Origin of the sequence: Bacteroides sp., from assembly GCF_029057325.1 — a bacterium.
Taxonomy (GTDB): Bacteria; Bacteroidota; Bacteroidia; order Bacteroidales; family Bacteroidaceae; genus Bacteroides.
In genome coordinates this window covers 1-7,510 of record NZ_JAICZW010000194.1, presented here as the reverse complement: position 1 = coordinate 7,510, position 7,510 = coordinate 1, and the positions used below count along the sequence as shown (strand labels likewise).

Here is a 7,510-nt window from a genome sequence, read left to right as displayed (position 1 = left end):
GCAAAAGATAGTACCGGACAAACCTCTGACAGATATTTATAACATAAATTCACAGGATAAATCGGAATTTTATTAAAGACATTCGTTACTTTTGTAAGCAATTAATAGCTAACAATATATCCCAATCTATATGAAGCCGAATTTATTAGAGGAGATAAAAGCAGGAACTAAAAATGCGCTCTTAAAAAAGAAAATCATAACCTATTATATATACAACGGTCATTCAACCATTACCAGTTTGGCCAAAGAATTGGATTTGAGCGTTCCCACCGTCACCAAATTCATCAACGAAATGTGTGAGGAAGGGTATATCCACGAATATGGCAAACAAGGCACCAACAGCGGACGTCGTCCTAGTCTGTATGGACTGGATGCCGAATCCGGTTATTTTATCGGTGTGGATGTCAAGCGGTTTGCCATCAACATCGGACTGATGAATTTCAAGGGAGATATGGTGGATCTGAAAATGAACATTCCTTATTATTGCAGGAACACACAAGAAGGACTGGATGATTTATGTAAACTGATATCCAAATTCATCAAAAAAAACGATATCGGAAAAGAGAAGATCCTGAACGTCAATATCAATATCTCCGGACGGGTGAATCCGGAATCGGGCTACAGCCACAGCTGGTTCAACTTTGAAGAACGTCCTCTTGCCGAAATTATATCCGGGAAAATAGGGCATACGGTCACCATCGATAATGATACGCGTGCCATGACCTATGGTGAATTCCTGAAAGGAAACATTCAAGGAGAGAAGAACATCCTTTTCATCAACCTGAGTTGGGGGTTGGGATTGGGCATCATCATCAACCGGGAGATATATACCGGCAAATCGGGGTTTTCAGGTGAATTGGGTCATCAGCCCACGTTCAGCAATGAAATAATGTGTCATTGCGGAAAGAAAGGCTGTCTTGAAACAGAAGCGTCCGGTTCGGCTTTGCACCGCATCCTGCTGGAACGCATTGCCAACGGGGAGGAATCTATTCTTTCGAACAGAGCCAAAGATACGGAGAGCCTGCTTACGCTGGATGAGATTATAGATGCCATCAACAAAGAAGACCTCTTGTGCATTGAAATTTTGGAGGAAATGGGGCAGAAGTTAGGCAAGCAGGTAGCAGGGCTGATAAATCTTTTCAACCCGGAGCTGGTCATTATCGGAGGCACCCTTTCACAGACCGGTGACTACATATTGCAGCCCATCAAGAGTGCCATCCGAAAGTATTCGCTCAATTTGGTGAATCAAGACTCCACCATCACTCTTTCCAAACTAAAGAGCAAAGCCGGAGTCATTGGTGCCTGTATGCTGGCACGGAGCAAGACCTTTGAATGCTGACGGGTGGAAAACCGCCCACTCTCCACGCTTTCCGGCAGGAATCACTTCAGCTGCGATTTTTTGGCCGATTTTATTGATGCCGACATGTCCCCAATGCAGGTTGTCCTTGTCGAATGGGCTCTCTTTGGCATCTATGATTGAGATGTTCGGGATAAAGTGCTCATCCGTCGGATTGGCGATGGCGTCTTGCGCATCGCGCACTCCCTGTCCATACTGCGTCGAGGCTTTCGGGTTCGTCACGCTCTCTCCCGGTTTCACGATATGGCCGATGTATATGTGGGCGTCCGGAAAGCCGAGCTGTTCGCGGCATTTGCCTATCAACTCCTTCAGCAGAGGCAAATAATGCTCCTTGGAATCGGCGGCATTGCCCTCACCCTGCATCCACCAGATTCCTGCCAAACGGGGTTTTTTGCCTTTGCTCAGCAAATCGTTGATGGCGGGCTTATAGAGGTGCTCGTAGAAATAGTTCCAGTTGTGGCTGTCAGAAGAAGAGGCCCAGGTCTCAATCCGTGAGCCCGAGCAACCCAATTTGATGATGTATAGTTCCGTCTGGGGGAAGGCTTGTTGGAAGTGCATGCCAAATTCGCCTTCCATACCCCGTCGGCCGGCAGCTCCGTCGCTCCATGTGCCATATCCGTGAATCATATTCATCATGGTTTTGCCATTCTGGTTATCGTTCTTGTAATAAAGATGAAGCCATCCGGGAGCCACATCTTCGGTGGTTCCGTCGAATACCCACCGGGCACCGTCGGCTTGGTTCACGATGTAGCAGCTGCGATACCAAATTCTCATCAGTCCGGGGTTGGTGTCCGGATTGTCGTACCAGGCAGACAGCCTCCGGTCTTCTTCGGCATTGGCGAAAGCGGATCCGTCGGCATTCGACTGTCCGATAGTTATAAAGACGGGGACTTCATCTTCCTGAAGGGGCATGCCGTTCGCGGCATCCTTCGGTTGTTGTGCCATGCAGAAGGAAGAAAGGCTGAAGGTGATGATGGCTGTCGCCATCTTCTTAAAGGTTTTCATCATTAGATTCATTGTTTGTTTTATTTTTTACGAATTGTCGGCAAATATACGAAATAATTTGTTTTTCATCTTTTCGGACGAAGTTTTTCCGGTTTGGCAGTACGGCTTTTTCCTGACTGGTTTTTTATGCAATAGTAGCAATATTTATTTAGCTCAGTCCTCAGCACCTCTATAAATCTTGTAACGAACAGACAGAAAGTTGTTGTCACCCCTTGCTGAGCAGATGAAGCGTTTGAACCGGTAAAGAGGGACAGGCCTAAAATGGCTTGGCATGGAATGGAGCGGACTCTGATAAAAAAACTAAGCCTGAGCTAAAAGCCCAGGCTTAGAATGAAAAGTATATAAAAAGGTTAGCGTACTGTTGTGCTTTTATTAATCTTTCTTTTCTGCTTCAACATAACCCCAAGTCTGTTTGAGCATCGGGTCGGCAGTCAAGACAGCTACATTGATAGGCCACAACAATCTGTATTCCTCATCGGCGCTCAACACGGCAGTAGCTTCTTCTCCCGGTTCCGGATAGGCCACGGCGGCAGAGAAAGCCAAAGGCTTCTTGTTGGCATCGTGCATGCGCACCAGGTCGAACCAGCGTGTACCTTCGCCCGCAAACTCCTTATCACGTTCCTTCAAAATAGCCAATTCATTCTCGGCATAGGTGCCATCTGTATAGGCCAATGCTTCCGTATAGTTTTCACCGTAAGCACGCTTACGGATTTGGTTGATATAAGAGGCGCACGGATTGCCCAGACCGTTTTCTACTTCGGCCATCATCAACAGCACATCGGCATATCTCATCATGTTGATGTCGTTGTCAAAGTAGCGGATGGCATCGGCCACATGACCCACATATTTCAACATGCTTGAGCCGTGTTTCGTCAGCTCGGCATCCTGATAATACTCCAGGAAAGTAGCGCCGCGACGGCTGTCGGTCTGATCGAACGAACGGATAAAAGCGGATTTCCACTCATATCTTACAATACCGGCTGTGTTCAGCTGGAGCACGTCCTGCATGACGGTTCCGTCAGGATTGTAGTATGAACCCACTACGATGGACGGCGTGTAGAGGAAGTTGCTTCCCCAGTGTGTGGTCTCACCACGGTCGAAGTACATGGCCAGAATGGCTTCGGTATTTGCGGCTTTCTTTGCGAAATCGAACACATCCGCGTAGTTGTCCATCAGCGAGAACTTGTTGCTGGAAATGATTTCGTTCAATGCTCTCTTGGCAATATCCAAATCGGATGCTCCGGTAGCCGTATGAGGCTTCTCATAATCGTTGGTAGTCACCTTGGCCGACCACAGATACACCTGCGCTTTCAGGAACAGGGTAGCATATTTTGACCAGTAATACTTGTCAAAAGAGCTGGTAGAACCGAATGCAGTTTCAGAAGCATTGATGTCTTTCTTGATAAAGTCAAGCACATCCTCTGCCGAAGAACGGGCCATATAGAGGCTGACGGCATCGATTTTTCCGTCCAATACTTTCAGATTCTCTTCCAAGGGAACGGCACCGTACGTTCTGTACAGCATGAAGTAATAGTAGGCACGTATACCGTAAGCCTGTGCCAGGTATGTATTGCGTGCCGATTCACTCAGGAACGTGCATGCGTCTCTTACCTGTTCGATGAAGTGGTTCACCTGTAGAATCTGCGGGTAGTAATCCCTCCAGTTGGATATGCCTGTACTGGTGGTACGCAGGTCGTTGCGGATGACGGAAGAATTATTCAGTGATGTATTGATGGAAGAGGTTCCTTCACGCATGGTGCCACCTCTCATCTCACCCAATAGCATAGGAGATGAATAGTCCTGTCTGAGAGAGGAATGCAGACCATTCATGTATGTGCTTACCTGCTCCACACTCTTCCAGTAGCTTCCTGCAGCCGCATAGTCTTCCGGAATCAAATCCAGCGTATCGCAACTGTATATGCTGAGCAATAACGCACCAGCAATACCATATATAAATTTCTTCATAATTTTATTGTCTTTTATAGTTTAGAATGTTACGTTTATACCAAATACAAGGTTTGTAGGCAGCGGATATCCTCCCCAGCCGTTTGCTCCGTACTCAGGAGAAGCCACATACTTGGCCCCGGTAATATATCCTAAGTTCTGGGCTGTGATGTTCAGATCCAGTCTCTCCATTTTGACTTTTTGTATCCATGCTTTCGGCAAGCTGTAGCTCAGGCTCAATTCACGGATAGACAGGTAGCTTGCATTGTCCACGAACAAGCTGTTGTTGTTTCGTGCATAGTTACGTTTACCCAGCTGGTCGGCCCATACGTATGTAGGATATTTAGCATTTTTATTCTCTTCAGACCATGTGTTGCTTACCAGGTCAATGGTATTGTAGGTACCCTGCATGTTACCCATGATCCACGGAGTCTTTGAGTCAAAAATCTTGTGTCCCAACGCGAAGTCGAAACGTGCGGTCAGTGTCAGTCCCTTCCATGACAGGTTGGTGTTGATACCGCCGGTCCAGTGGGGAACGGCGTTGCCCAGTTTCACCAGGTCATAGTTGTCTATCACGCCGTCGCCGTTTACGTCCTTCCACTTCACGTCACCCGGCTGGATGGGCAGACCGTTTGCCTTCTCCGCATCGCTCAGTTTGGCCCAAGCCTCGGGGCCGTACAAGGTCTTGTTGTTGGAGCCGTTGTTACCGGAAGAGATATCCTTCAGGTTGCCCGGTATCTCATGATAGCTCTGATAGATGCCTTCGGCCTTGAAGCCGTAGATGGCACCCGGTTCCTGTCCTTCCTGATAGCCGCCTACCCATATCTTCTCATCGCCATTGCCGGTATATACCTGGAATGCGTTCTGCATGTTTCTGTCCAGGCCGTTGTTGGGCAACGAGATGATCTTGTTCTTATTGTAAGCGAAGTTAACGCCCAGGTCCCATTTCCAATCTTTGGTTTCGATAAGCTTGGCAGAAAGTTCCAACTCTAAACCTTGATTCTGAATCTCACCGTTGTTGGTCAGATACACATCAATACCCGAGTGCGAGGGCAGAGTGATGTAAGCCAGTTTGTCTTTTGTACGACGATTGTAGAAGGTGATGTTCGCATTGTAGCGGTTGCTCAGGAAGCTGAGGTCAAGACCGGCTTCGAATGTGTAGGACTTTTCCCAAGTCAGGTTCGGATTGGGTAGCCCGGTCAATGAGGTTGCACCGCCGCCGTTGTAGTTCGTAACGCTTCCGTAAGAGCCCTGTACCGTGTAGTTACCGATATATTTGGTGTCCACGTTACCGTTTGAACCGTAGCTTGCACGGATTTTTGCGAAGGAGATAACGTCGCGCAGACTTTCCATGAAATCTTCCTTACCGATAATCCAGCCGGCTGAAATACCCGGGAAGAGACCCCAGCGAGTGTCTGAGGCAAGACGCGAGTAACCGTCGCGACGGAGTACTGCAGAAACGAGGTACTTCTCGTTGAACGAATAATCCACTTTGCCAAAGAAGGACATGATGCGGTTCTCAGAGTGCCATGAATCCATATAGCGTCTTTCGGGATCTGTCAGTGCCAAGTCTTGGAAATCACCGGTGGGTGCTCCGTAACCGTAAGCATTGAAACCCTTCTGCTGTTCAATGAAATACTCGAAACCGGCCATTGCATTGATATCGTGCTTTTGGAAGCTTTTGTTATAAGTTCCGATGACATTGTAAGTCTGGTTCAGCTTCCGGTTGTAGTAATCGTATGAATAGTGCTCGCGGTTCCAGCTGTTTACACCTGTTCTGTAGTCAGAATTGAAGTATTCGTACTTCGTATCCTCATAGTACCAGCTTCCGCTGAATTTCAGGTCCAGCCCTTTCAGCAGATGCATCGTGAAGGCTTGGGTCATGGTATATTTGTCGGTATTGTTTTCTCTGTGCAAGGCATCCTTGTAAGCCAGCACGTTGGCATCACCGGTTCCACGCACACCAATCAGCCATTCGCCGTCCTCGTTCGTTCCACGGAAAGTGGGAGGAAGCGAAAACACGCGGCTGAAGTAGCTGGCTGCATCGGCATTGCCCACCAGACCGTCCCAAGTGTTGTGCGAATAGTTTAATGAAGAGTTGGAGGTCAACCACGGTTTAATCTTGTAGTCGGCGTTGAACGTAAAGGTGAAACGTCTGTACCAGTTGTTGGTGGCATTTCCTTCCGAGTCATTGAAGCCGATTGAGGCGTAGTATGTTCCTTTGTCATTACCGCCCGTGAAATCTACCGTGTAGTCTTGGCTGAATGCAGGCGTGTTGATATTGGTGTCTTCCAACATGAATTCCTTAAAAATCAGCTTGTCGCCATAGACGGGGTCAATCATGGTCTTCCATCCCTTGTTGAGCAAGAATGCCAGGTCATCACTGTATTTCATGACGCTCCAGTTGGCATTGCTCACCTTGTTTCCGTCAGCTACTGTGCCGTCAGCATTGAAATAGATGTTGCCTGTACCATACGGTTGCGCACCGCTCAAACTGCTCAGGTTGGTCCAACCTGTCCAGGTGCCGTCTGACTTCTGATAACATTGGGCTGCATTCTGATAAGACTTGCGCATCCAGTATATGTAGTCTTCCGCACCCAAGAAATTGTAGTTGTTGTTGAAATAGTTCAAACCGAATTTGGCTTTCACTCCGATGTTGCTGACACCGTCTTTACCGCGTTTGGTAGTCACCAGGATTACACCGTTTGCCGCACGGGCACCATAGATGGCGGTGGCACCAGCGTCCTTCATCACTTCCATAGACTCGATGTCAGCCGGGTTGATGTCGCTCAGCTCGCGTTGCGCACCGTCGATGATGACCAACGGAGAACCCGAACCGTCCAAGCTCGTACCACCACGCAGAATCAAGGTCGGAGTAGCTCCCGGGTCACCGGAAGTCTGACGTACTTGCAAACCGGACACCGCACCGGACAATGCCTGGGCGGGGTTGGAGTGCAAACCGCTTGCCAGCACATCTTTGTTTACTTTGGCAATAGAGTTGGTCACTTTGGAACGAAGCGTTTTTCCACCATAGGCTGTAACTACTACTTCTTCCAACATTTCCGAATCTTCTTTCATTGTAATGTTCAATGGTTTTCCTTGCCAGGCCACTTCTATAGTTTTGTAACCCACGAAGGAAATCTGAATGATATCACCATCCTTCACGCCGGACAGAGAGAAGTTACCGTCGATGTCGGTAATCAC

Annotated in this window: 4 protein-coding genes; 1 reads left to right on the top strand and 3 read right to left on the bottom strand. The window is 48.0% G+C overall.

What is annotated here, in order from left to right:
• The first annotated feature begins 130 nt into the window (after positions 1–130).
• The gene (locus K2G43_RS12845) at positions 131–1,339 is read left to right on the top strand and encodes an ROK family transcriptional regulator (RefSeq protein WP_297644422.1); all 1,209 of its coding nucleotides are present in this window, start codon (positions 131–133) and stop codon (positions 1,337–1,339) included.
• On the opposite strand, the gene K2G43_RS12840 is transcribed toward K2G43_RS12845, so the two are convergent.
• From K2G43_RS12840 to K2G43_RS12830, 3 genes are all read right to left on the bottom strand, one after another.
• On the bottom strand, positions 1,274–2,365 hold the full coding sequence (locus K2G43_RS12840) for a sialate O-acetylesterase (protein ID WP_300155872.1): 1,092 nt from the start codon (positions 2,363–2,365) through the stop codon (positions 1,274–1,276). The two genes, K2G43_RS12845 and K2G43_RS12840, sit on opposite strands and share 66 nt — an antisense overlap.
• A gap of 369 nt (positions 2,366–2,734) precedes the next feature.
• Complete coding sequence (locus K2G43_RS12835; RefSeq protein WP_300155869.1) at positions 2,735–4,327, bottom strand: RagB/SusD family nutrient uptake outer membrane protein; 1,593 nt, start codon at positions 4,325–4,327, stop codon at positions 2,735–2,737.
• 21 nt (positions 4,328–4,348) lie between these two features.
• On the bottom strand, positions 4,349–7,510 hold a 3,162-nt coding region (locus K2G43_RS12830; RefSeq protein ID WP_300155866.1), incomplete at its 5' end, for a SusC/RagA family TonB-linked outer membrane protein.